General features: G+C 55.4%; 24 protein-coding genes. 11 read left to right on the forward strand and 13 right to left on the reverse strand.

Features of this window, described 5'->3' with window-relative positions:
- Positions 1 to 6 precede the first annotated feature (6 nt).
- The 4 genes from CKV68_RS08215 to CKV68_RS08230 are packed head-to-tail and all read left to right on the forward strand — an operon-like array spanning position 7 to position 3,626.
- Complete coding sequence (locus tag CKV68_RS08215) at positions 7 to 615, forward strand: histidine phosphatase family protein (protein ID WP_014525287.1); 609 nt, start codon at positions 7 to 9, stop codon at positions 613 to 615.
- Positions 616 to 617: 2 nt separating this feature from the next.
- Positions 618 to 1,202, forward strand: coding sequence for a TlpA disulfide reductase family protein (locus tag CKV68_RS08220; protein WP_013910731.1), 585 nt, complete (start codon positions 618 to 620; stop codon positions 1,200 to 1,202).
- Positions 1,199 to 2,005, forward strand: coding sequence for a cytochrome c biogenesis CcdA family protein (locus CKV68_RS08225; protein WP_013910732.1), 807 nt, complete (start codon positions 1,199 to 1,201; stop codon positions 2,003 to 2,005). Before CKV68_RS08220 ends, CKV68_RS08225 begins: the two co-directional genes overlap by 4 nt.
- A 13-nt stretch (positions 2,006 to 2,018) precedes the next feature.
- Positions 2,019 to 3,626, forward strand: coding sequence for a cytochrome c biogenesis protein ResB (locus CKV68_RS08230; RefSeq protein WP_029974531.1), 1,608 nt, complete (start codon positions 2,019 to 2,021; stop codon positions 3,624 to 3,626).
- Between the two features lie 6 nt (positions 3,627 to 3,632).
- On the opposite strand, the gene CKV68_RS08235 is transcribed toward CKV68_RS08230, so the two are convergent.
- The 4 genes from CKV68_RS08235 to CKV68_RS08250 are packed head-to-tail and all read right to left on the reverse strand — an operon-like array spanning position 3,633 to position 7,234.
- Complete coding sequence (locus CKV68_RS08235) at positions 3,633 to 4,391, reverse strand: class I SAM-dependent methyltransferase (RefSeq protein WP_095075996.1); 759 nt, start codon at positions 4,389 to 4,391, stop codon at positions 3,633 to 3,635.
- A gap of 18 nt (positions 4,392 to 4,409) precedes the next feature.
- A complete protein-coding gene (locus CKV68_RS08240) occupies positions 4,410 to 5,180 on the reverse strand; it encodes an ABC transporter ATP-binding protein (protein WP_095075997.1) in 771 nt (256 codons plus the stop codon).
- Positions 5,177 to 6,172: an ABC transporter substrate-binding protein gene (locus tag CKV68_RS08245; protein WP_095075998.1), complete on the reverse strand. Its 996-nt coding sequence runs from the start codon at positions 6,170 to 6,172 to the stop codon at positions 5,177 to 5,179. The genes CKV68_RS08240 and CKV68_RS08245 overlap by 4 nt, the downstream gene beginning before the upstream one ends.
- Before the next feature lie 39 nt (positions 6,173 to 6,211).
- A complete protein-coding gene (locus tag CKV68_RS08250) occupies positions 6,212 to 7,234 on the reverse strand; it encodes a FecCD family ABC transporter permease (RefSeq protein ID WP_095075999.1) in 1,023 nt (340 codons plus the stop codon).
- A gap of 253 nt (positions 7,235 to 7,487) precedes the next feature.
- On the opposite strand from CKV68_RS08250, the gene ccsB reads away from it, so the two are divergent.
- Positions 7,488 to 8,492, forward strand: a complete 1,005-nt coding sequence (gene ccsB, locus CKV68_RS08255) for a c-type cytochrome biogenesis protein CcsB (RefSeq protein ID WP_095076000.1) — start codon at positions 7,488 to 7,490, stop codon at positions 8,490 to 8,492.
- A gap of 60 nt (positions 8,493 to 8,552) precedes the next feature.
- On the opposite strand, the gene CKV68_RS08260 is transcribed toward ccsB, so the two are convergent.
- On the reverse strand, positions 8,553 to 8,870 hold the full coding sequence (locus tag CKV68_RS08260; RefSeq protein WP_014835893.1) for an ArsR/SmtB family transcription factor: 318 nt from the start codon (positions 8,868 to 8,870) through the stop codon (positions 8,553 to 8,555).
- Positions 8,871 to 8,943: 73 nt separating this feature from the next.
- Positions 8,944 to 9,234 (reverse strand): hypothetical protein, encoded by a 291-nt coding sequence (locus tag CKV68_RS08265; protein WP_014835894.1) that lies wholly within the window; start codon positions 9,232 to 9,234, stop codon positions 8,944 to 8,946.
- A 107-nt stretch (positions 9,235 to 9,341) separates the two neighbouring features.
- Between CKV68_RS08265 and CKV68_RS08270 the strand changes: the two genes are divergently transcribed.
- A complete protein-coding gene (locus CKV68_RS08270; RefSeq protein ID WP_013910741.1) occupies positions 9,342 to 9,653 on the forward strand; it encodes a DUF4229 domain-containing protein in 312 nt (103 codons plus the stop codon).
- On the opposite strand, the gene CKV68_RS08275 is transcribed toward CKV68_RS08270, so the two are convergent.
- From CKV68_RS08275 to dcuC, 5 genes are all read right to left on the reverse strand, one after another.
- The gene (locus CKV68_RS08275) at positions 9,639 to 10,514 is read right to left on the reverse strand and encodes a 1,4-dihydroxy-2-naphthoate polyprenyltransferase (RefSeq protein WP_095076264.1); all 876 of its coding nucleotides are present in this window, start codon (positions 10,512 to 10,514) and stop codon (positions 9,639 to 9,641) included. The genes CKV68_RS08270 and CKV68_RS08275 overlap by 15 nt on opposite strands.
- Positions 10,515 to 10,527: 13 nt before the next feature.
- Positions 10,528 to 11,655, reverse strand: coding sequence for an o-succinylbenzoate--CoA ligase (gene menE / locus CKV68_RS08280; RefSeq protein ID WP_014835897.1), 1,128 nt, complete (start codon positions 11,653 to 11,655; stop codon positions 10,528 to 10,530).
- Positions 11,656 to 11,715: 60 nt separating this feature from the next.
- Entirely contained in the window at positions 11,716 to 12,684 is a 969-nt protein-coding gene (locus CKV68_RS08285; RefSeq protein WP_014835898.1) for a 1,4-dihydroxy-2-naphthoyl-CoA synthase, read from the reverse strand.
- A gap of 258 nt (positions 12,685 to 12,942) precedes the next feature.
- Entirely contained in the window at positions 12,943 to 13,404 is a 462-nt protein-coding gene (locus CKV68_RS08290; RefSeq protein WP_044032698.1) for a DIP1984 family protein, read from the reverse strand.
- 66 nt (positions 13,405 to 13,470) lie between these two features.
- On the reverse strand, positions 13,471 to 14,892 hold the full coding sequence (gene dcuC / locus CKV68_RS08295; protein WP_095076001.1) for a C4-dicarboxylate transporter DcuC: 1,422 nt from the start codon (positions 14,890 to 14,892) through the stop codon (positions 13,471 to 13,473).
- A gap of 233 nt (positions 14,893 to 15,125) precedes the next feature.
- Here dcuC and CKV68_RS08300 point away from each other — a divergent pair, with 233 nt between their 5' ends.
- The 5 genes from CKV68_RS08300 (at position 15,126) to CKV68_RS08320 (ending at position 20,079) form a co-directional block, all read left to right on the forward strand.
- A complete protein-coding gene (locus tag CKV68_RS08300; protein ID WP_095076002.1) occupies positions 15,126 to 16,163 on the forward strand; it encodes an o-succinylbenzoate synthase in 1,038 nt (345 codons plus the stop codon).
- 63 nt (positions 16,164 to 16,226) lie between these two features.
- On the forward strand, positions 16,227 to 17,840 hold the full coding sequence (menD, locus tag CKV68_RS08305) for a 2-succinyl-5-enolpyruvyl-6-hydroxy-3-cyclohexene-1-carboxylic-acid synthase (RefSeq protein ID WP_038617542.1): 1,614 nt from the start codon (positions 16,227 to 16,229) through the stop codon (positions 17,838 to 17,840).
- On the forward strand, positions 17,837 to 18,292 hold the full coding sequence (locus CKV68_RS08310) for a DUF3592 domain-containing protein (protein WP_013910749.1): 456 nt from the start codon (positions 17,837 to 17,839) through the stop codon (positions 18,290 to 18,292). The genes menD and CKV68_RS08310 overlap by 4 nt, the downstream gene beginning before the upstream one ends.
- A complete protein-coding gene (locus CKV68_RS08315) occupies positions 18,270 to 19,388 on the forward strand; it encodes a glycosyltransferase family 4 protein (RefSeq protein WP_095076003.1) in 1,119 nt (372 codons plus the stop codon). Before CKV68_RS08310 ends, CKV68_RS08315 begins: the two co-directional genes overlap by 23 nt.
- On the forward strand, positions 19,381 to 20,079 hold the full coding sequence (locus CKV68_RS08320; RefSeq protein WP_014525300.1) for a demethylmenaquinone methyltransferase: 699 nt from the start codon (positions 19,381 to 19,383) through the stop codon (positions 20,077 to 20,079). Before CKV68_RS08315 ends, CKV68_RS08320 begins: the two co-directional genes overlap by 8 nt.
- Positions 20,080 to 20,155: 76 nt before the next feature.
- Here the strand turns inward: CKV68_RS08320 and CKV68_RS08325 are convergent, their stop codons facing one another.
- Complete coding sequence (locus tag CKV68_RS08325) at positions 20,156 to 21,118, reverse strand: lactate/malate family dehydrogenase (protein ID WP_014525301.1); 963 nt, start codon at positions 21,116 to 21,118, stop codon at positions 20,156 to 20,158.
- A gap of 95 nt (positions 21,119 to 21,213) precedes the next feature.
- Positions 21,214 to 22,494, reverse strand: a complete 1,281-nt coding sequence (locus tag CKV68_RS08330) for a geranylgeranyl reductase family protein (RefSeq protein ID WP_038621540.1) — start codon at positions 22,492 to 22,494, stop codon at positions 21,214 to 21,216.
- Positions 22,495 to 22,546 lie beyond the last annotated feature (52 nt).

Here is a 22,546-nt window from a genome sequence, read left to right on the forward strand (position 1 = left end):
GGCCTCATGAGTACTACTATCGTCCACCTCGTCCGGCATGGAGAAGTCTTTAACCCAGAGCGCATCCTGTACGGGCGAATCCCTGACTACCACCTCTCCTCACGCGGGCGCAGCATGGCGGCTCGTACCGCTAGCTCCTTTGTGGGACACGACGTGACTGTCTTGATGTCCTCGCCTCTGGAGCGAGCACAGGAGACAGCGGCGCCCTTCGCGGAGAAATTAGGGCTTGACGTGCGTCTCGACGACCGCCTGTTGGAATCCGGCAACCGTTTTGAAGGCCTGCGCGTCAAGGGATTGCGGTCCCAACTATGGAATCCCGTCAGATGGCCGCTCATGGCCAATCCGCTCCTGCCCAGCTGGGGCGAGCACTATGTGGATCAACGAGATCGCATGATGGAGGTGGTGGAAGAGGCTCGTCGTGCTGCTGAAGGGCACGAAGCGATCTTGGTGAGCCATCAGCTGCCTATTGTGTGTGTTCAGCGGCATGTCCAAGGAAAACCACTGGCACATAACCCAGCGGTACGGCAGTGTAACTTGGCTAGCGTGAGCTCGCTGGTATTCGAAGGCGGCCAGCTCGTTGACTATATCTACACGGAACCAGCACAGGAGATCTAACAGTGAAAAGGACTCTCGCTGCGGCGATGATAGCGAGCCTGTGCGTACTGAGCGCATGTAGCTCCGAAGACACTGCGGGGACAGACGCGGTAGCCATCGGCGGGACGTTCCAATTCCATTCCCCAGGTGGTCAGACGGAAATCTTCTACGATGAGGCCGACCGTGCTCCGGTGAAGAACATCTCCGGTGAGTCTTTGGCCTCGGACGGCAAGATCAGTCTTGATGATTACAAAGATCAGATCGTTGTGTTGAACGCATGGGGACAATGGTGCGCGCCTTGCCGCAGTGAGTCCGATGATTTACAAACTGTGCAGGAATACCTGGAAAAGGAAAAGCGTGGCACAGTGCTGGGAATCAACGTGCGTGATTATTCCAAACAGATTGCCCAAGATTTTGTCAAAGATAATGGGCTGACCTACCCCAGTTTGTATGATCCGCCGTTTAAAACTGCCGCGCAGCTCGGAGGAGTCCCGGCCGCCGTGGTCCCCACAACAATTATCCTGGACAAACAGCATCGTCCGGCAGCGGTGTTCCTGCGGGAAATTACAGCCAAGGACGTCATCGATGTGATTGAAAAAATCGCATGACCGACGTCATAGCTAGCGGTATTGGAGAGCAGATCGCAGATGCTGCAGCCACTGGGCCTTTGCTGCTTGGCCTCTTGGCCGCAGCGCTTGCGGGTTTAGTCTCTTTTGCCAGCCCCTGCGTGATCCCCTTGGTGCCGGGCTATATGTCCTACCTGGCGGGAGTGGTAGGTGTTGAGATGGAACTCGGTGATCAGGGTCCGCAGGTAGCTAAGAAGGGGCGCTGGCGGGTGACCGGCGCGGCTCTCCTGTTTGTCCTTGGCTTTACTGTGATTTTTACCCTGGCTACGGCAACCGTTTTTGGTGCTATTAGTGCCCTTACCCTCAATGCGGAGACCTTGATGCGTGTCGGCGGAGTGGTTACGGTGCTCATGGGCGTGGTGTTTTTGGGGTGGGTCCCGTTCCTGCAAGAAGATAAGCGTATGGCTCCCAAACGTTGGTCGACGTGGCTGGGCGCGCCGCTGCTCGGAGGGGTTTTTGCTCTGGGGTGGACTCCCTGTCTGGGGCCTACCCTGGCGGCTATTATCTCTATTTCTGCTGGCACAGAAGGGACCACCGCGGCTAGGGGAGTAGCCCTTATCCTCGCGTACTGTGCTGGATTGGGACTGCCGTTTGTGGCTGTCGCCCTGGGGTCTGCGCGTGCGATGCACGGCGTAGGGGTATTGCGACGCCATTCGCGCACTATTCAGATAGTGGGCGGAGTGGCGTTGATCGTGGTCGGCGCAGCGTTAGTCTCCGGAACGTGGGGAATGTTTATTAACTGGGTGCGCCAGTGGACCGTCGAGTACGGTGCAACTTTTATTTAGAAAGAGCATGTGAATGAGTAATCGGACGAGGAAGCTGCTGAGCTATCCACTAAAAGCATGGCACTGGCTCACGAGTATGCGCACGGCACTAGCCCTGCTATTTCTTCTGGCGTTGGCGTCGATTCCCGGCGCATTGTTGCCACAGCGCTCCCTCAACCAGTCAAAGGTTACGGAATACATCGCTAATAATGGCCGAACCGCCGAGATCTATGACAAGCTGCAGCTTTTCGACGTTTTCAGCTCCACCTGGTTCACCGCAATCTTTGCGCTGCTGTTCCTTTCCCTCATCGGATGCATCATTCCGCGCTCGTGGGATCATTACAAAGCTATGAAGACCGATCCGGTTCGGGCCCCAAAGAACCTGAGCCGGTTGCCGCTGCATGGCGAGGGGAACGTCGAAAAGCCACTGAGCGACGTTGAAGAAGATATACGCACGCAGCTCAAAGGTTGGAAGCTGGCGGAATACACCCCGGAGCAAGATCGCGCCGGAATGCGCTCGTTCTCTGCTGAACGAGGGTATCTCCGTGAGTTTTTCAACCTCACCTTCCACCTCGGCTTGGTGGGTATGTTGGTTGCGATTGCAGTGGGCAAACTGTTTTTCTACGAGGGGCAAGTGATCATCGTTGCCAGCGAAGATAAGACAAAGAGCACGGAATTCTGCAACACCGCGACAGCAAACTACGATTCCTTCCGTGCCGGCTCGCTTTTCGACGGCACCGGATTAAACCCCTTCTGCTTTATCGCGCACAACTTCTCTGCCGATTATCTCCCCAACGGTCAAGCGAAGATGTTTACCTCTTTGGTTTCCTACGCAGAGGGTGAAGAGATCTTCAAAGACACCGAGACGTGGAAACAGTACACGCTCAAAGTCAATCACCCACTGCGCATCGCTGGCGATCGAGTGTATCTGCAAGGCCACGGCTACGCGCCAACGTTTACCGTTACGTGGCCTAACGGGGAAAAGCGAACCCAGACCGTTCAATGGCAGCCCACTGACCTTATGAACTTCCTGTCGGACGGCGTGGTTCGTTTTGATCCACCGGCCGGGATGTACAAAGACGCCTTTGAAAAGCGCCAAAACCAGCTGGCGATTCAAGGGCTGTTTGCACCGACCGCCTCATGGGAGGGCGAAAACAAATCGCTGCTGACCTCCCGGTACCCGGCTATGACTGATCCTGCGGTAGCCATTGACATCTACCGGGGTGACAACGGCTTGGACTCAGGTAGAGGCCAGAACCTCTTTAGCCTAGACAGCTCCCTGATCCACTCCGGGCAGTTACAGAAGCTGGAACGCGTCAACTTGAGTGTGGGCCAGTCCGTGACGCTCGATGACGGAACAGTGGTCTCATTTGATGGTGCCGAACAATTTGCCAACTACCAGATTAGCCACGACCCAGCGCAGCTCTGGGTGCTCTTTTTCACCGTCATAGCATTGGGATCGCTTGCTGGCTCTTTGCTCATCCGACGCCGGCGAATCTGGGTACGCATACGGCCTGTCTCAGACACCGTTACGTTTGTGGAGACCGCAGGTCTAGCCCGAACTGACCGCGCTGGGTGGGGAAGTGAATACGAGCGGATTCACCGACGCATCCTTGGGCTTCCCGACCCTGATGAGGATTAAAAGCCCCTAGTTTGTGGGCCAGATGCCGTAGATCAGATAGTCATCGAGCCACTGATAAAGGTGGCCGGTTTCTGTACACCCCGCGGAGCGCAGAGCCGCGAGGTGGTAGGCCGTGTCCACCTTCACCGTGGGGGATTTATCTGCCCAACGCTGATGCCACAGTTCGGTTTCTTTTTCCCAGCCCGGCATCTGGAAGGCTGCTTCCCACCAGGCCTCCCATGTGAGGACTCCTGTTGAGACCGTGCGGGTGCGGAAGTCCTCCCGGATTGTCTCAGAAAGGGTGGCTAGGGTTGGATTGTGGTGGGCGTCGTACAGCAGGTGGTCGGCATTCATAAAGATCGCGCCAGGTTTCACTACTCGGGTGAGATCTAGATAGAGCCGAGACAGCTGATCGGGCTCGAACCAGTGCAATGCTGTGGCGCTGATAACTGCATCAAAGTCCGTGGTAGGAAGTTGTTCTACCCAATGTGAATCGGCGAGATCGGCGTCGATAAAGCGAAGACGCTCGCCGAATTGGTTTGTTTCTGTGCCCAGACGTAGCAATACCGGGTCCCGGTCTACACCGATGATCGTGGCACTGGGCATTTTACGGAGAATCTCCGCCCCCAGACTGCCCGGGCCGCACGCAAGATCGAGGACGGTAATGGGAGCGTCGGCATAACGTGCTTTGAGGACATCGATGATCGTGCGAGTCCTGAGATCGCGATGCTCAATGAAAGCCGTCTGCTGTTCATGCCATGCCGCAAGTAGTTCTTGGGGTGTCATGTATGTGTCCTTTCGATGCTAAGAAGTACGAGAAGATAGCGGTGAAAAAAGGAATTGGGGAGAGCCTTCGTGGTGAAGAACTTGAGCATGAAGCCCAAAGACCTCGGCGAACATTTCCGCGTTGAAGACTTGTTCTGGTTTGCCCTGCGCTACCACCACGCCGTGGTTAAGAATAATGACTTCGGTACAAAAACGCGCCGCAAGATTGACATCATGGAGAACAACCACGGATGTTGATTTAAGCGCAGTAACAAGTTCCATGATGGAAAATTGATGAGCGAGATCGAGGTGGTTCGTCGGTTCGTCGAGAAGCACGTGATCGGCTTGTTGAGCAATAGCGCGGGCTATAAGAACACGTTGTCTCTCCCCGCCGGAAAGCTCCGAGATTAATCGATCGCCACATCCGGTCAGTCCTACGCGCTCCAGGGCGGATGCCACAATCGTTTGATTTTTAGCATCGGAGTAGGACAATAGTGTGCTTTGTGCCAGCCGACCCAAGCCCACGCAATCAGAAACGCACAAGGGCAGGAAAGAATCGCGTTCCTGTGCTACCACCGCGATTTTTCGTGCAATTCGACGTGGCGTGAGCGAAGACAAATCTTCAGCATCTATTTCTACCCGTCCGCTTTGAGGAACCAAAGAGCGGTAGAGGGTACGCAACAGAGTGGTTTTTCCGCTCCCGTTTGGTCCCACGATGCCGATTGTGTGCCCGCCCTGCGCGCTTAGATTCACACCCTGGAGAATGGGAGTGCCCTGGACCGTAACATGAAGGTCGCTAGCAGTAATCATACGACGCTATTGATCAGATTGCGCAGGTAGGAGGCGCCTTCTACGGATAGGGTGGTGGGCGGATCCGTCAGGACGAAGGGCATGTGGGCAACGTGGTTATTCTGAACAGCCTTGAGCTCTTTTGCCCCGGGGAAATTCAGGAAAGTCTTCATGGCAGCGTCGGAATCTGCAGACTCAGAGAGCAGGATGATCCGATCGGGGTTTTTAGCCAGGATTTCTTCCATAGAGGAATCAAAAACACGCTCTGAGTTGTCCGCGTAGACATTCTTGAGCCCGTTGGTCTCCATTATGGGCTGCACCATTGAGGTGTTGCCATAGGCATAGAACTCATCCGAACCAGGAGTGATATAAAGCATGACAGCAGAAGTGTCTCCCTGAGTGCTTCCTTGCTGCTTGAGCTTTTCATGGACAGACTTCTTAAGCTCTTCCCCTTTGTCCTTGACATCAAAGATTGTGGCGAGCTTGTCTATTTCGTTGTCCACGAGCTTCCAATCAGCCTTTTTCTCTGGTGCGTTAGGACAGAACGCATCAGGGGAGTACAGCGGGATGCCGGCTTCCTTCAACGCTTGTCGATCCGCTCCTGTATCAAACCCGATAACAAGGTCAGGTTTGAGAGCAATAACAGCTTCTGTAGAAAGTTTTGCTCCGCCGGTGTCTAGCTCACCGGCCTCGATAGCTGGAATGTTTGCTATCGCTTTTTCCAAGCCGGGGTTGATACCCTCGACCCGTTTGGTACCGGCTTTTGCCACGACTTTATCTATAACGTCAAGGTCGTGGAGGATCGAAATATCTGTCTCGGACATGACCAAGACTTTCTCAGGGGCTTTGTCAAAGCTCAACGTTTCATCGCAGCTAGCCACGTGTATCTTGGCGTTCGATATTGTGGTCTTATCCTGAGCAGCCTGCTTGTCTGCAGCGCTTTCGCCGCAGGCAGCGAGTGTCAGCGACATAATAGACACCAAAGCTAAGCACTTAGCAGCGGTCTTTTTCATGAGATCTCCTCGTGTGAATTGAGTAAAAGGGAGGGAAAGCTATACGCTCTTGGCCCGCCTGATAAGGATTGCCAAAACTGGGGCGCCAATCAGCCCGGTCAACACACCAATGGGGAGTTCTTGCGGGTTGAGTAGCACTCGTGCCAAGGCGTCTGCGAGTACAAGAAATAATGCGGAAGCCAAGGCAGTGTTGATTACCAACATACGGTGGCTATAGCCAGACACTATGCGCATGATGTGGGGAATAATCAGGCCAACAAAGCCAATACCACCGGAGCTGCTTACGGCTATTGCCACGGCGGCGGATACCGCGATGAGGACGAGTAAACGAGTAATTTCGGGAGGCACGCCTACCGCTCGCGCGGTCTCATCGCCGCTGGCGAGTGCATCTAGTATTGGCCCGATTAACGCCATAAGTAGGGTTAAAAGGACAGCAACAATAATTGTTGCCACCACAGCTTGCCAACGCGCCCGGCTAAGGGAACCCAACATCCAAAACATCACTGCTTGGTTTGTCTCCGGGGAACCGTTAGTAAAGATGATGAAGTTGGTAAGCGCTTGCATTCCAAAGCCAATAGCTAAACCGGAGAGTACAAGTTTGAGCGGAGATGAGCTGCGCCCAGCGATGAGCAAAACGGCGCAGGTGGCAATCAAAGAACCGACAAAGGCAAAGAATCCCATGGCCCATGCGGAACTTAAACCGAGAGTGATCAAAGAAAAAGCGGCACCGGTGGATGCTCCAGAGCTGACTCCCAAAACGTAGGGTTCTGCCAAGGAATTTCGAATCATAGCTTGAAAAACCACACCAGAGACACCCAATATCGCCCCGACTGCAAGACCTAGCAACACTCGTGGAAAGCGGTTCTGCCAGATGATTGCATCAGTCGCTCTGTCCCAACTAATAGTGATGGGAAGATACGGGACGTGGCTTAAGATAACGCCAAACACGTGGGAAGGTGCAACACCTGCGGCTCCGATGGATACACTCAACGCCGGAATGAAAAGCATCATGATTGTGAGCACCACTGTTGTGATTTTGCTGTGGTGTCTTCTACGTTGCATGGTGAGTTGGCCGCCCCTGCCTGGTAACAACAAGCCGAAAATGATTGCCAAAATCAGACTGTAGCACTAGCCCTTATTGAAAAACAGCCGGGGAAGACGAGTATTAGGTTGGATCGTTGCATGCGGGGGCCGAAAGAATGGCGCCTTTTGGGGTGAAAACTCTGATCATAAGAGGAACATGAGCCGGTGTGGTAGACATCAAACTTTTTACGGGTATTCTGTTCCGAGATCACTAACTCTGATTAGAGGTACCATGAACGTCAACTCGAATCTTGCGTCGCTATCCGATATGGCATTTGCGTCGAGCTTCGTCATCTATTTTATTGCGCTTGTTCTTTCCATTGTTTTCTATATGAGGACGAGAACACTTATTGACCTGAAACGGGAAAGAGTGGACGAGCGAGAGCTCGTTGCGGTGGGGAACGAGTCCGACAGCAATTCTGGTGGGCTTAGCCAGGAAGCGGACTTCTCGGATGAGCGGATCTCTAAGGTAGAAGCCTCCGCGGAAAAGTTTGCTGGTATGACCCAGATGATTGTGTGGCTGGGTGTTGTTGTCCACGCTACCTCTGCGATCTTGCGTGGCCTGTCGGCCTCACGGTTCCCCTTTGGCAACCTCTATGAATATGTTTTGGTCATCAGCTGTTTTGCGGTGGGGATTGCAGCATTCTTCTTGCAGCGCCGGGAGATGCGTGTGCTGTGGCCGTGGGTGCTGACTCCCATTCTGGCTCTACTCTTTTTCGGCGGAACAAAGCTCTATGCGGATTCTGCGCCGGTAGTACCCGCTTTGCAGTCGTTCTGGTTCCCGATTCACGTATCCACAGTATCTATAGGCGCTTCCATCGGCATGATCTCTGGTGTTGCCTCTGTGTTGTATCTGTTGCGCTTGTATCAGGCGCAAGGTCAAGAAAAGGGAATAATGGGAGCGTTGGCTAAGCCGTTGCCGTCTGCGAAGCTTCTCGACGCCATCGCTTACCGCACCGCGATCATCACCGTCCCGGTCTTTGGCCTAGGTATTATTTTGGGGGCCATTTGGGCAGAAAGTGCATGGGGGCGTTTCTGGGGCTGGGATCCTAAAGAGACCGTGGCCTTTGCAACATGGATCCTTTATGCGGCTTATCTACACGCGCGCGCTACCTCTGGCTGGCGCGACTCGCGGGCTGCGTGGATCAATATTGCGGCGCTTGTGACCATGGTATTCAATCTCTTCTTTATCAATATGGTGGTCTCTGGTTTGCACTCGTACGCGGGTCTGAATTAACCGAATATAAGATGTGAATGTTCCCCCTTGGCCGTTGATACGGCTGAGGGGTTTTGCTTATTAACGGGGCCGGTTGAGGAACGCACTGATGCGTGGGTTGGCGTTGATAGCAAGGAAAAGCTCTTGAACTCGTGCGAATTCTTCAGGAACTACGTGGTAGCTGATGCGCTTTCCATCTTTGTGCGTGCAGATCAGGTTTGCTTCTGCGAGTTTGGCCATATGCTGCGCCAAAATGGGCGCCGCGATCCCGAGCGTACTAGTGATCTCCATTCGGTTCATACCTTCGCGGTGTTCTGCCACGAGGTAAAGAATCCGAATCCGCATGGGATCGGCAAGCGCGCTAAAAAGACGCTGTGCTTTATTCGAGGGAGAATTCATGCACAGCACTATAACGGCAACTATTTCTCAAGTAAAACTTTTCTAAAGTATTATATGTCAACAAAATGCGAGGTTAAGCGCCTAAGTCCTTGTTATCCTGTGGATTTTTCCGTTCGGGATGCGCAGGATTTTCTGTGTCCTCGCGCTTCTTTTTCTCGGCAGCTTTGCGCTTTGCCTCTTCCTCCGCGCGACGCTTTTTAAACTGATCTCGTTCCAAACGCCACAAGAATTCCTCATCGTCATCTGGTCCCTTGATGCGGGGAGGTTCCGGAGTAACACTTTTCTGCCACGTTTTAGGGCCAAATGCCTTCCACACCAACACAACGGCTGCGATAAGGAGGAGGAGAAGAATAAGACGGCCCACGGAGAATCCTTTCAAAAAGATAAAGTTATGGGGTTATGTGACTGTGAGCCTAGATTACCCCGAAAGAAGAACTGTTGAGTAGGGTGCTGTGTGTGAGCGAAACTGCAATGCCAGAGAATTCTCGACCGATCGTCGACCCGCAGGTAAAGACGGCTGCCCGCAAGGCCGTCATCGTGTATGGACTCGCACGATGCGCGCTATTTATCGTGCTGACCGCAATCATTCAGGGAATCGCGGTGGCCATTGGGGCCCCAGTGCCAATCCTCATCTCGGCCACGTTGGCATTAATCGTGGCCATGCCGCTGTCGATGTTTGTGTTTAAAGGTATCCGGGTACACGCCACTGAGGCTGTGGCCCTGTGGAGTGCACAACGCAAGGCTGAGAAGGATTGGGTGAAAAGCGAACTAGCTAATCGCTAACGCTAGTGCGGTGGCCACGGACCATACCGCCATGGCTTTTCCTGTAGCACCTAGCACCGGAATGAGCTCTTTGGCTTGGCGTCCTTTCACCACGGGGATTGCTGCTTTTATTGCAAGGGGAAGTGCAATGATTCCGATGCCGGCCCAGGGGGAAATGAGGAAGAAGCCTAGCGAAACCGCGAACGGTATGGACACGAGAAGGCAATACAAGCGTCGTGTTGCGCTATCCCCAAGGATGACGGCAAGGGTCGTTTTTCCAGCCACAGAGTCTGTGGGGATATCGCGGAGATTGTTCACAAGATTTACCCCGGCAGACATTGCGCCTACCGCTACGGCACAGCCAAAACCAACCCATGTGATTCTGCCGAGCTGAGTGAACTGGGTACCCATGACAGCAACAAGACCAAAGAACACAAAGACTGATACTTCGCCGAGTCCACGGTACCCATAGGGGTTTTTCCCACCGGTGTAAAACCAGGCGCCGAGAATACAAAGAGCGCCTACAGCGATCAACCACCATGCGCTTGCTAAAGACAGCGCGATACCGGCGATTGCTGCCACTCCGAGAGCAAGAAAAGCGGCGCGTTTCACGGAAGCTGGTTGCGCCAGCCCGGATCCCGTAAGACGAAGTGGGCCAGTGCGGTCATCGTCTGTGCCTCGGATGCCATCAGAATAATCATTGGCGTAATTCACACCTACAATAAGGGCCCATGCGACAACGAGCGCCAGCAGGGCTCGCCACCAGCTAAAACCATTAGCCTGGGCAGCAGCGCCCGACCCGATAATGACAGGGGCAAAGGCATTAGCCCACGTGTGGGGGCGTGCGCCTTCTTTCCAATCGGCAAAGGTAGCTTTCGACATGCTGTCCATTGTCTCACTGTTGTGTGAAAAGAGCGGTGACGCCCCTACGATCGACTTTTCCGGGGCCGATGAGCGGCAAAGATTCCACCCGACGGATGTCCTTGGGCAGTTGCCAACGCGGCAGGTCATCAAGTGCAGAGATGATGTCTGTAGGATGCGCGCTACCCTCATATGCCGCGACAATAACCTGTCCGAATCGTCTATCCGGCAGGCCTACCACGCACGCCGCAGTGACTCCGCGAATGTCGCACAGTGTGCGCTCTAGAACCTCGGGATGGATCTTTAATCCGCCAGAGTCGATGACGTTGTCTAGCCTTCCGGTGACATTGAGTATTCCGCCGGTGAGCGTTCCAGAGTCGGAGGTGGCAAACCACCCAGTCTCAGCGAAAGCGTCGTGATCGGGGATATTCCGGTAGCCCTGCGCGATCATGGGGCCACCCAGATGAATTCTCTCGCCGACAACGCGCACACTCGCGCCGGGGATCGGCCGACCGTTGTATATACAGCCTCCAGATGTTTCGGAGGAACCGTAGGTGGTCACTATGGTGATACCGAGTTCTTTGGCGGCGCGGAGGTCGTCGGCACGCAAAGGAGCACCGCCCACGAGGATCGCAGCAAAGGTCCGCAGTGCCTCAATTCCCACCAACGTATCCATTGCTTTAAGCAGCTGTAGGGGAGTGAGTGACGTGTAAACGCGCTCGCCCTCGAGACTTGCGGCGGCAGTGGCAAAGGAAGCCACGTTGAAACCACGTGAAACATCGACGACAACGGGATCATAACCAGCGATCAGCGAGCGAACCAGTACTTGCATCCCCGCAATATGATGAGCCGGCATGGCTAGCAGCCATTGAGCCTCACCACCAAGGAACTGATGCGTAGCGTCTGCAGAGGACACGAGATTGCGTGCGGTGAGCATAGCTCCCTTGGGCATCCCGGTGGAACCGGACGTGCTCATGACCAGGGCAATATCCGGATCAATGGGTTGGCCCACCCGTTGGCTTCTGCACAGAAGATCTGCCCGATCCTTATCGTTGGACGGAACGGGCAGAAAACTGCGTTGTCCCACGATGGCCTGCTCCAGGCTATCAAGAATGCTGGCAGGGTCATGCGCGGGAACAACGAGAGGCTCAAGTACATGCACACTTAAAGTTTAGTGCTAACATCGCCTGGCCCCGATCCCTTGCCCCAATCAAGGTATCTCCTAGTAGTAGTAGGGGAACTCACTCCAGTCAGGATCGCGTTTTTCCAGGAAAGCTTCTTTGCCTTCTACAGCCTCATCCGTCATATAGGCCAGACGGGTAGCCTCGCCAGCAAAAACTTGCTGGCCCATGAGCCCATCATCGGTGAGATTAAAAGCAAACTTGAGCATGCGTTGGGCGGTAGGAGACTTGCCATTGATGTCGCGCGCCATCTGGATAGCTTCTTGTTCCAGGTCCTTGTGATCGGCCACGATGTTCACAGCACCCATGCGTTGCATCGTCTCTGCATCGTATGCACGGCCAAGGAAAAAGATCTCGCGGGCAAATTTTTGTCCCACCATTTTTGCTAGGTATGCGGAACCATAGCCGGCGTCGAAGGATCCCACATCGGCATCAGTCTGCTTAAAGCGCGCTTCCTGCCGGGAGGCAATCGTCATGTCACACACAACATGTAAGGAGTGTCCACCACCGGCAGCCCAGCCGTTGACCACTGCTATGACCACTTTGGGCATGGTGCGGATGAGACGCTGTACCTCAAGGATATGCAGCCTGCCACCCTCGACTTTTTCTCGTGCGGTATCCACCGTTGATTCGTCTGCGACGGCGTCGTCGTGAGCGTGCTCGGTAGCGTAGCGGTACCCGGAGCGGCCTCGGATGCGCTGGTCACCGCCGGAACAGAAAGCCCAGCCACCATCTTTTTCACTCGGACCGTTGCCAGTGAGCAACACCGTGCCTACGTCGGGCGTGCGACGAGCATGATCGAGCGCGCGGTAGAGCTCGTCGACAGTGTGTGGACGGAAAGCATTACGGACTTCTGGGCGGTCAAACGCTATGCGTACAATTCCATTTTCCCGCCCCTCGCCTGCATGGCGGTGGTACGTAATATCAGTAAGATCCTCGAATCCTGCGACGGTCTTCCATTGAGACGCATCAAAAGGATTGTCGGTGCTGTATTTTTTCTGCTCGCTCATAAATAAAGAATGTAGTCCCCGAACCCGACCCTCATCCAAGAAATAGCCCCAGCGCGGTGGTGGTGAATTGTGCGATGTGCCGCGGACTATAAGCCGCATGTTCTCATGTGCACAGTGCGGCGGGGTAATGAGTACTGTGAGGTGATACGAACACCTCGGCCCTTATACCGCTATTGGGCGCCATGAGCTCAGATAAGTCCTTCTGAGCAAGGGGTGCGCTCGCTGACTGTTCTTGGACTACCAACTACAAGTAAAAAGTTACTCTACCAGCGGAGTATTCCAGTTGAGCTGCTGTATGCGAGTATCCAATTCGCGATAAGCCTGAGCGTAGGTATCGGCTTGGGCCCGTAGTTCAGCTACCGGAAGAGTAGAGACGAACTTGATCTCTGTGCGGGAGTAGCGGTCTTGACGGGTGCCGGCGACCTTAGCCACCTCGGCATAAAGCCGGCGCAACCGGAGCAGACCATCGCGTTCTGCGAGTGCTTGCGTGAGGTTTTTGGTCTCATCGAACGCGGTGGCGGTGTTGGTGGCGTTGATGGCGATCACCAGGGCGTCGATACGCCGTGCCACAGCTTCAGCTTCGGCGAGTAGTACGGCAGGATCCTCATCGGGAACGTCGCCTTCTTGGACACGTGCGACGGACATGAGGCGTTCGCGGAGGCTCTCTAAGCGAGCTTGGGCCTCGGCGCGCTCAGAGAGGGCTTCAGCAAGAAGTGTCATACTGCTCAGCTTAGCTAAAACCTCTTGCTTAGCCGGTGATGTGACGTGTGCGGGAAAGTGTGCGGGCTAGCCGATAAACAAGAAAGCAAACAGCGTATTGAGTACCGTCGCAACAGTCATGGGGACAAGTGTGCGTTTGACCAGTCGGATCGGATTGACATTGATGGCGCCGGAGACAATAAGAACTGCGGCGTTGACTGGGGAGACTTGGCGCATCAAATTAGAGGTTCCCCAGATAGCTGTAAGCATTTGAGGTGCGTGAATAGAAGACTGTGCTGCCAAAGAAGGGACAACCTCAGAGAATGCAAAGTAGGGTGCGGTGCCAGATCCCGTGAGGGTAGCCATGGCTGCGGTTGCTGCGACAAAAATGAGGATGATGAGTACAGCTGCGCCGGAGGAATCTTCGGCTGCCCTGATGAGCATGTCGATCACGCCCATCTGAGTGATGCCTTCGACTAATACTGCAGCGGCCACCAATAGTGCGACTACGCCGGCAGCGCCTTCGCCCATGCCTTTGAAAAAGCTTGAGGCAGAGTCGACGGCACCTGTGACTGTGCATTTGCGTAAGGATTCGATGAAGAGCGCGGTAAAGAGAGACACCACAGTAACCGGTAGGATCCCAGCTTCAAAGGAAAGTATGTCAAGACGTTTGAGGAGGGCAGAAGCAATAATCAACAGCAGGGGAAGCAATGGGAGGATTGCGTAATAGCCAGGCAAACCAGAAGCACGCTCAAGTGCGTCTTTGGTGGCAGCATCGGAAGCGTTTACTTCCAGGTTGGTCATGCCATGTTGGGGGATGTTGTGGGAATGTCGTGCGTCTACGATGTCGCAATGACGTTGCCACCACATGTGTACAAAAGCGGTGATGACCAGTGCTGGAACGGTTGCCCATGCGACATGTCCATAGACAAATTCCGTGACCGTCATATCGGTAAGATCGGCGCCCTGAATCAACCCGGCTTCTAGGGGAGTGGGGATGATTGTGGAAGAGGTGACCACGATTGCCCCTACCGTCAGAGGGGTAAGCCCTGCGGCTATGAGCGCGGGTAGAAGCGTGGCGACGAGAAGAAGCGACAGAGCCGAAGCTGAGGGGATGACGAGGGATAAAAGGTTGCCGATGAGAAAACCCACTGGAACGAGCCAATAAGATCCTCTAAAGCGACGTAATGGTGCAGAAAGGATGACCACGGTCTTGGCATCAGCTCCGATGTGCCGCATATAGGAAACGAAGCCAAAGAGCACCATGATAGCCATGCCAATTCCGGAGAAACGACTCTTAAATAGAGCCTCTACGACGAGCAATTGGTCGTAGAGTGCATTTCCAGAAGGGTCTATGTCTGTGGAACGGAATTCTGTCCGCCCTGTGAGAGCGGCAGCCATGAGGAGTAGTACGCCTACAAAGAAAATGGCTGCGGCGGCGTGAACTTTTTTGGCTATCAGATAAACGACTGCGGCGACGGCCAGCAGAGCGATAATGATGTAGAGCATGCGGCAGGCCTTCCCAAGAGGGGCTGGTTATAACCAATCATTTATTACGCTAGCAGCATCAATCACATTCCAATTTAAAAGTGACGTTTTTCATTTTTGAAGATGTCTGACCGTTTTGTTTCGGGAGTGCTGGTTCCTGGCAGTTGGGAGTATGGGCCACTTAGGGTTTTCAATAAGTTAAACATTTTTATTCTTAATGATGAAGATTGGCGACAGGGCGGTAACCTAGCTGTATGACACAAGCGAAACCCCTATCAACGTGGGGCGCCACGTTAGACGAGATACTTGAGCGAGCGCACGTGGTTGCACTCCCTATGGCGGTGCCTTTTCGTGGTGTGACCACACGTGAAGCCCTCCTCATCGAAGGTCCCGCTGGATGGGGAGAGTTCGCGCCTTTTGCGGACTACACCCCTGAAGAATCCGCTCATTGGCTTTCTTCAGGCCTCGAGATGGCGTACCAGGGTCCGCCGGAGGCGATGCGCGATTGCGTGGAGGTCAACGGCACTATTCCCGCAGTGGATTCTGAGCAAGTGCCTGAGGTGATGGCGCATTTTGCTGGGTGCAGAACCTTCAAAGTAAAAGTTGCGGAGAAAGGACAGTCGCTTGCGGATGACGTCGCTCGTGTGGCTGCCGTTCGGGAGGTCATGCCTTCGGCGATAGTGCGCGTTGATGCGAACCGTGGTTGGTCTGTTGACCAAGCCTTTTTCGCCGCCCAGCAGTTGGGCCCTCTGGACTATATGGAGCAGCCTTGTGCGACGGTTGCGGAGCTCGTCGAGTTGCGTCAGCGCCTCATTCGGGCTGGCCTGTTTGTTCGGGTCGCTGCGGATGAGTCGATACGCAGGGCAGAAGACCCCTATGAGGTGGCACGGGCCCAGGGGGCAGACGTTGCGGTGGTGAAAGCCGCCCCATTAGGAGGCCCGCGGACATTACTCCGGATCGCCGAGTTTATGCGTGCGCGCGGCCTGGACATTACGGTGGCTAGTGCTCTCGATACAGGCGTGGGCATGAACGCCGGGCTGGCGGCGGTGGCAGCCCTACCCAAACACACTGATGATGAAGACTTTGATGTGCCTCCGGCTGCGGCTGGGCTGGCCACACAGCGACTTTTTGTAGAAGACATCACTGCACCGCGCCACATCGTCGATGGACATCTGGCTGTGGACATGCTTGCTCCGGACCCCGATCGACTGTCTGATCTGAGCGTGAGCGGTCACCGCCGCGACGCGTGGCTGCAACGGCTACAAGACTCGTGGGAATTCCTTACCCACTAAAACAAAAGCCGTGGTGCATGCCCCACTGTCATTGGCTGTGCAGGAACGCCTAAAATATGGGACATGATGTCATCGCCCCAGCTTGCACGCGCCGTCGCTGCCGAACTCGCCCGCCACCTCACCGATGTGGTGATATGCCCCGGCTCGCGTAACTCTCCGCTTTCCTTGGAGTTGCTTGCGCGGGGAGATATCCGAGTGCATACGCGTATCGACGAACGCAGCGCAGCATTCCTAGCGCTAGGCATGGGGCGGGCGTCCGGTCGGCATGTGGGAATCGTCACCACCTCTGGCACCGCGGTGGCCAATTGTCTGCCCGCGATCGTGGAGGCCTACCACTCACACACTCCCATCGCTATGATTTCGGCGGATCGCCCGGCGCGACTGCAGGGGACGGGAGCGAATCAGACGATCAACCAAAGAGGGATCTTCGGAGTCGTTCCTACAACCTCCGTAGCTACGCTTGCAGACGTACAACTCATCGATGCGGCCTTTAACAAAGGCCAGGTTCATATCAATGTGGAGCTGGATACGCCTTTGGTGGGGGACTCCCTGCCGGAGTCGCCTGCCGAGAATGTGAAAAAGGCACCGATAAAAAGTGAAGTGGTAGATCACGGCGAAGTAGAGATAGACCTCAGCCGCAACACCCTCGTCATCGCTGGCGATGAAGCATGGGACGTGCCTGGGCTGGAAGATGTCCCCACCATCGCCGAGCCAAGCGCCCCCGCCCCCTATCACCCCGTGCACCCGCTGGCAGCCGGAATATTTGCTCATGAGCAGGTTTCCGCTGAAGGCTACGTGGTCAATACCAAGCCGGAGCAGGTGATTGTGGTGGGGCATCCAACGCTGCATCGGAGCGTCTTTGATTTGATTGCTGATCCGGCAATCGAGGTAACCGTACTAACGCGTACTGACACAGTTACCGACCCCACTCGCAGCGCGAAAAAAGTTGGGACTCGGGTAAAAACCACAGGTCAACCTTCAAAGCAATGGCTCAAGATCTGTGAAGCTGCCTCCGAGCTGGGGGCCGAGGCCGTCCGGGATGTACTCGCCCAGGACTTTAGCTTCAGCGGACTCCATGTAGCCGCAGCGGTAGCAGACACGCTCGCCACCGGCGACACCCTCGTGCTGGGGGCATCCAACCCGGTCCGCGATGCATCCTTTGTCGGCCTGCCATTCTCCGCAGTAGACACCTATACACCCCGCGGTACAGCAGGGATCGACGGCACAGTGTCCCAAGCGATTGGCGTGGCGTTGGCCGTACAAACACGAAACCCCGAGGAAATCCGCGCTGCTCGTACCGTGGCGCTCATGGGAGACGTGACCTTCCTCCACGACGTGGGTGGGCTCCTCATCGGTCCCGATTCGCCGCAGCCGGAAAACCTGACAATCGTGGTGGCTAATGATTCCGGCGGTGGAATCTTTGAGACCCTTGAGGTAGGGAACCCCCAGCTGCGGGACAGCTTTGAGCGAGCCTTTGGTACTCCGCACGGGGTGGATATTGAAAGCCTGGCTGCCGCATACGGCGTGGAATATCACTGTGCAACTGATGTGCAGGGGCTCGTCGAAAAGCTTATCGACGCCACCGACACGGCAGGTTTTACCCTCATTGAAGCCCGAACCACACGTGCTGATCGCCGCGCCATGCACGAGGCGCTGGCCAAGAAGGTGACCATGTGAGTCGGCTGCCGCACTATCCGCCATCGAGTATCAGGAGACGCTTACACCAAGCCGTACTGGCGCTTTTTGCCGCGGCAACGATTGGCTGCTTCAGCATGGTGATAGGCCCTGCCCTTAACGACCGCGAGATAGCAAAATCACCAGGGAGCACTCTGGCTAAAGTTATTGACGTGGGCACATTCCGCTCCACAGTGGAATATCAAGATGAAGACGGCGTCTACCATTCTCCGCGCGGTGGCTTGCTCTATCCCACGGGCCTGGGCAAAGGGCAACGCGTGTGGGTAACCTATGCCAAAAGCAACCCAGACCTGGTAAAAGTGCAGGGCAGGGGATGGACACTTGCACTCATACCGGCGCTGAGTACCTGGGTAGTGTCTCTCGCCATCGCGGTGGCTCTGTGGTGGGCTGTGACCCTGTGGTACAGAAAACATGCGCATAGCGATCATCGCTGAATCATTTCTCCCCTCTGTCAACGGGGTATCCAATTCAGTGCTGCGCGTCTTGGAACACGCTCAGAGATGCGGGCATCAGGCCATGGTGATCGCGCCGGGTGCACGGGATGGTGAGGAAGAAATACGTTCTTACTGCGGCGCGACCATCCATCGCGTGCCGACCGTGATGGTGCCGCTGATCAATTCCTTGCCCATCGGGGTCCCCGTAGGGATTCGGGAGTTGTTGCGAGCCTTTAGGCCCGATGTTGTGCACCTTGCGTCGCCTTATGTGCTGGCTGCCCGAGGTGCCTTTGTGGCTAGGCGGCTAGGAATACCATGTGTGGCAGTCTTTCAAACAGACATTGCGGGTTTTAGCCACACATATCATTTGCGATGGTTGGAACGCACTAGTTGGGCCTGGACACGGGCTTTTCACAATGCAGCGACCCTTACCCTCGCACCCTCTACCTCGGCGGTAACAGCCTTGAAGCTGCATGGCATCGAGCGCGTCAAAACGTGGGGTCGGGGAGTGGATCTGGAGCTGTTTCATCCAGATCGCAGGGACCACGAACTCAGGCGCCTTTGGAGCTCAGGCAGCCGCATCATCGTGGGATATGTGGGCAGGCTAGCTGCGGAGAAAGGCGTGCATAGACTGGTTGATCTAGCGCGCGACAACAACATTCAGCTGGTTATCGTTGGCGATGGCCCAGAACGGAAACTCTTAGAATCACAGCTCCCGGGAGCGATTTTTACCGGAGCGCTTACTGGCCTTGCCCTGGCTCAGGCCTACGCTAGCTTTGACGTGTTTGTACATCCTGGTGAGTTTGAGACTTTTTGTCAGACAATCCAGGAGGCCAAGGCATCTGGGGTTCCGGTGGTGTCCGTGGCGGAGGGCGGGCCGCGAGATTTGGTAGATAGGGGGTCGGGTGTACTGCTACCGCTTATCGACGACTCATTGGTGGGCTTATCGCAATCCACGTATGACGTCTTTTCGGCTCGTGAGGACCTGAGCAAAACCGCACGCCAGAGCGTGGAAGGTAAGTCGTGGACTCGAATTTGTGACCAACTCTTCCGCTATTACCAAGAAGCGATGATTACACTGGACAACCGTGGCTAAGGCATCTTTGGAAAAGAACCCCTTCGACGTGGCAAAAATGTTCGACGGTGTGGGTAAAAACTACGACATCACGAACACCGTGCTGAGCTTTGGGCAAGACCGTAAGTGGCGCGAGAAGACCCGTGAACGGTTGAACCTTAAACCCGGCGAACGGGTTCTGGATCTAGCCGCCGGTACCGCAGTGTCTACGGTGGAGCTAAAGAAATCAGGTGCGTGGGTTGTGGCCTGCGATTTTTCACAGGGAATGCTCGCAGCAGGCAAAGACCGAGACGTTCCCAAGGTGGTGGGCGACGGTATGCAGCTGCCTTTTGCCGATAACTCCTTTGACGCGGTCACCATCTCTTATGGCCTACGGAACGTTCATGATTACCAGGCGGCGCTTCGGGAGATGGCGCGGGTGACCAAACCCGGCGGTCGGCTCACTATTGCAGAGTTCTCCACTCCCAATGTTCCTGGCTTTAAGACGATCTACAAAGAGTACCTGACCAGGTTGTTACCGCTGATAGCTAAAGCTGTGGGAACAAACCCAGAGGCTTATGAGTACCTTGCTGAGTCCATCCGTGCATGGCCAGAAAGAGAAGAGCTGGCTCGCGCTATCAACAATAACGGCTGGTCTGACGCAGGGTGGCAGAACCTTTCCCTGGGGATCGTTGCGTTGCACTCGGCAGTAAAACCTGGGAGCAACGCCTAGGGACAAAATCAAAGGCCTCCTTGCGTCGTTATACCTGAGCAAGGAGGCCTCACATGCGTAGCTAGGTTATCCCCGGTTAGGAGCTGGCGCGCTGCACTGTCTCGCGGATGAACTCGGCGGACTTGTGTATCTGCTCCAATTCCCAATCGTTGAGGGATGGCGGCATCTTGCGGAGCGCGCCGGTATTGCCGATGAGGGTAGGCACGGACATGGAAACGTCGTGGAGCCCATATTCACCATTGAGCGGGGTGCAGATGGGGTGCACGGAGTGCTCATTAAGCAACACGCACTTAGCCAGCTCATTAGCTGATCGTGCTACACCCGCATTGGTCCATCCCTTGGCCAAGAGGACGTCATAGGCTGCCTTAATCACCCGCTCTTGGATCTCTGGGGCCGTGGGAAGAGGGCTGCCCCGCCAGGTAGAAAGCTCATCCCAGCTGAGGCCTTGAACGTTGACCCTGGAGAGAATGGGAACCGACGTAGAGCCATGCTCGCCCATCATGTAACCGGTGACCGATTTGGGGTCAATCCCAAGCTCAGTTCCTATGATCCAACGCATCCGAGCGGAATCTAGCATGGTGCCAGTTCCAAAGATTTTTTCGGTGGGATAATCAAATTCCGTGGTAGCAATGTGCACCATAGCGTCGAGTGGGTTGGTGATAAAGATGACCACGGCATCCTTGGTATGTGCCGAGATATTTCCCATGACATCGCGAACCACCGCTCCACTCATCTCTGCGAGCTCGGCTCGATCCGGCATCCGCTCGGGATCATCAGGATCTGGAAGAATCGATCCACCAGCGGCGACGATAATCACGTCCGCGTCGGCGCAATCAGAATAATCGCCTGGGTGGCAGTATGTGTATGCGGTTCCCGGGACACCCGTGGATTGAGCTTGATCTATGGCCTCACCCTTGGACACACCCGGATTGATATCAATCGTGGCTATCTCCGAGTAGAGGCCTGAATCCATTGCGTAGCTAAGAACGTAGGAGCCAACGTGGCCTACGCCAACAACAACTAATTTCGAGGTATGCATACTTTCTCAGTCTAGGAGGCCTCAAGATGGAGCTCCACCAGAAAAAGCATGGTTAACGCCACATTGCAGTAAAGCTACACGTATGCAGAGCAGCCTTATGACCACAACGGACTGTCACGACGCCACCGGCTGACGCCTACGCCTGCGCAGCGCCAGAGACGCGCAACAAGATCGCGATCGGAGTCCGAGACAAGGTTGCCCATGAGCCGTGCAGCCGCTGGCATGATGGCGTTGCCCAGTGGTCTGCGTAGAGCGAGCGGACCTGCGATGGGTAAGAACTGCGGGTAGGTGAGCAACCGTGCAGCTGTGCGGGCTAACATGAACGCTTCCCCGTAAGTGGAGCGCAACAATTCTGGCCAGGCATGAGATAGATCCTTATCGGTGCCCAACAGACTGACTGCCAGTGCTGCGGTTTCCATGCCATAGTCGATGCCTTCACCGTTGAGTGGGTTCACACATGCTGCGGCGTCGCCAATGAGCATCCAGTTAGGGCCCGCGACGTTGCTTACCGCGCCCCCCATAGGCAATAACGCGGAGGCAACGCGTTGTGGTGTTCCAAAACCCCACTCCTCGCTGTGCTGCTCTGCGTAGCTTCGGAGAAGTTTTTTTGTGTTCACCTTCGCCGGACGGGTGTCCGTGGACAAAGCGCCGCAGCCGACGTTTGCAGTGCCGTTGCCTAACGGAAATATCCATCCGTATCCGGGCTGCGTGGTACCGGTATCGTCGCGAAGCTCTAGGTGCGAATGGATCCACGGGTCATCTGCGCGAGGAGTCTCGCAATAAGACCGCGCTGCGATCCCGTACACCTCGCCGCGGTGCCACTGCCGGCCCAGCAGCTTTCCAAAAGTGGAACGCACGCCATCCGCGACGATGACATAAGCGGGAGCAATGACTCGACCATCATCCACAGTGACAGTGCGGATGCGGCCAGCCTTGGGAGTAGCACTTGGCGGCTGCGACGTATGAGGATCTGCGTCCACGGAGACCGCCGTGGCCCCTTGCCACACCAGGACATTCTTGTGCTGTTGAGCTGTGTTTAAGAGCAACTCGTCAAACTCTGTACGCGGCATGGCAGAGCCGATCGTCCCAAAAGAAGACGTGGGCCACGGCGCAGTCACCGAACCTCCAAAGCCGTGCAGTTTTAAGCCCTTGGAGGAATATCGAGAGGTGACATCAATCCCAATTTTTTCTAATTGGTGCACCGCACGGGGTGTGAGACCATCGCCGCAGGTTTTGTCGCGAGGGAAGGTGGCGGCGTCGATAAGCAAAACCGTTGAGCCGCGCTGTGCGGCATTAATAGCTGCCGTGGAACCGGCAGGGCCAGCACCCACCACGAGCACGTCTACAGAAAAAACGGAATCATTCACGCGCACCATTGTGACAGCTATAGGCCTTCCTTCACACCCCGGGGTGTGTAAGCATGACAGT

This window comes from Corynebacterium ulcerans (assembly GCF_900187135.1).
Taxonomy (GTDB): Bacteria; Actinomycetota; Actinomycetes; order Mycobacteriales; family Mycobacteriaceae; genus Corynebacterium; species Corynebacterium ulcerans.